The organism is Pseudomonadota bacterium, from assembly GCA_022361155.1.
Taxonomy (GTDB): domain Bacteria; phylum Myxococcota_A; class Polyangia; order Polyangiales; family JAKSBK01; genus JAKSBK01.
Genome location: JAKSBK010000118.1, coordinates 1 through 1,848, shown reverse-complemented (window position 1 = coordinate 1,848; position 1,848 = coordinate 1). Strand labels below are relative to the sequence as shown.

The 1,848-nt window shown below is 72.3% G+C and carries 2 protein-coding genes; one reads left to right on the top strand and one right to left on the bottom strand.

The window, feature by feature from the left end:
• Positions 1 to 139 precede the first annotated feature (139 nt).
• Positions 140 to 1,156 (top strand): hypothetical protein, encoded by a 1,017-nt coding sequence (locus tag MJD61_04110; GenBank protein ID MCG8554462.1) that lies wholly within the window; start codon positions 140 to 142, stop codon positions 1,154 to 1,156.
• Between the two features lie 15 nt (positions 1,157 to 1,171).
• On the opposite strand, the gene MJD61_04105 is transcribed toward MJD61_04110, so the two are convergent.
• On the bottom strand, positions 1,172 to 1,848 hold a 677-nt coding region (locus MJD61_04105; protein MCG8554461.1), incomplete at its 5' end, for a DUF839 domain-containing protein.

Here is a 1,848-nt window from a genome sequence, read left to right as displayed (position 1 = left end):
CTACGCGGGCAAGCACCTGACCTACGGGCCGGACTACCTGATCCCGACGCCGTTCGACCCGCGGCTGATCGTCGCCGTGCCCAAGGCGGTGGCCAGGGCGGCCATGGAGTCCGGCGTCGCCCGCAGGCCCATTATCGACATGGCGGCCTACGAGGCCGAGCTCTCGACCCGGCTCGACCCGACGGCGGCCGGGCTGCACCGCCTGTTCGAACAGGTCCGCGCCGCCCCCCGGCGGGTCGTCTTCGCCGAGGGCGAGGAGGAGAAGAGCATCCGCGCCGCCCTCTCGTTCCACAACGCCGGTTTCGGCACGCCCGTCCTGATCGGCCACGCGGACCGCATCCGGGACGCCGTGGCCGGCCTGGGGCTGACGCTGCCCGCCGGCATCGAGGTCCGGAGCATGTCCGCGGACAGCCATCCCCGCTACGCGGCCTTCCTCTACGAGCGTCTGCAGCGCCGCGGCGCCCTGGAGCGCGACTGCCAACGCCTGGTCAACCGGGACCGCAACACCTTCGCCGCCTGCATGGTCGCCACCGGCGATGCGGACGCCATGGTGACCGGCCTGACCCGCAACTACCACTCGGTGCTGAACCACATCACCCGCGTGGTGGGTGCGGCGGAGGGCCGGCGGGTGCTGGGCCTCTCCATGATCCTGGCCCGGGAGCGGACGCTGTTCGTCGCCGACACGGCGGTCCACCAGTCCCCCAGCGCGGAGGAGCTGGCCGACTTCGCCGAACAGGCGGCGGCCGAGACCCGGCGGCTCGGCCACGAACCCCGGGTGGCCCTGGTCTCCTTCGCCAACTTCGGCAACCCGGACATCGCCCGGGGCGAGATCGTGCGCCGGGCCGTGGAGATCCTGGACGGCCGCCGGGTCGGCTTCGAGTACGACGGCGAGATGGGCGTCGACGTGGCCCTGGACCCGGAGCTGCGGGCGCGCTACCCGTTCTGCCGCCTGACCGGCCCGGCCAACATCCTGATCATGCCGGGACTGCACAGCGCCGACATCTCCACCAAGCTGCTGCACGGCATGGGCGGCCAGTCGGTGATCGGCCCGAAGCTGCTGGGCCTGGCTAAGCCGGTGCAGATCCTGCCCATGGGTGCGACCGTGTCGACCATGGTCACCATGGCGGCCATCGCCGCCCACGATGCCGTAGCGTAGTGCGTGAGGCGGGCCTCAGCCGAAGGGCGCGCCGTCGTCCCGCCGCACGGCGATGACGCAGGACCGGGGCGGTGCCGAGCCGCCGTCCGGGAACCGGCTGTTGCCGTCCACGCCCGGATGCTGGATTCCGACGAACATGGTCCGGCCATCGGCGCTCCAGGTCAAGCCGGTGACCTCGCAGTCGGGCGGGCCGACCAGGAACCGCCTGATCTCGCCCGTCGCCGGGTCGCCCGCCAGCATCTGGTTGTTGCCCATGCCGGCGAAGTGCTCCTGATCGCTGTCATTACCGTCGGTCCGGATCCAGAGCAGGCCGCCCGGCCCGAAGGACAGCCCGTCGGGCGAGTTGAACATGTTCCGCACCGTCACGTTGGCCGATCCGCGGCGGGCACCCCGGTGCACCTTCGGGTTCCCGGCCAGTACGAACAGGTCCCAGCGGAACCCCGGGGCGGCGTGGTCGCCGCCGTCGGGGCGCCAGCGGACGATCTGGCCGTAGATGTTGCGGGCGCGGGGGTTGGGGCCGGCGGCCGGCATGGCGTCGCCGCCGGCGTTGCTGCCGCGGCCGCGGCGGCTGTTGTTGGTCAGCGCACAGTAGACGTCCGACTTCTTTGGATGGGCGGCCACCCATTCCGGCCGGTCCATGGTGGTGGCCCGGACGGCGGAGGCGGCGAGCCGGGTATGGATGCAGATCTCGG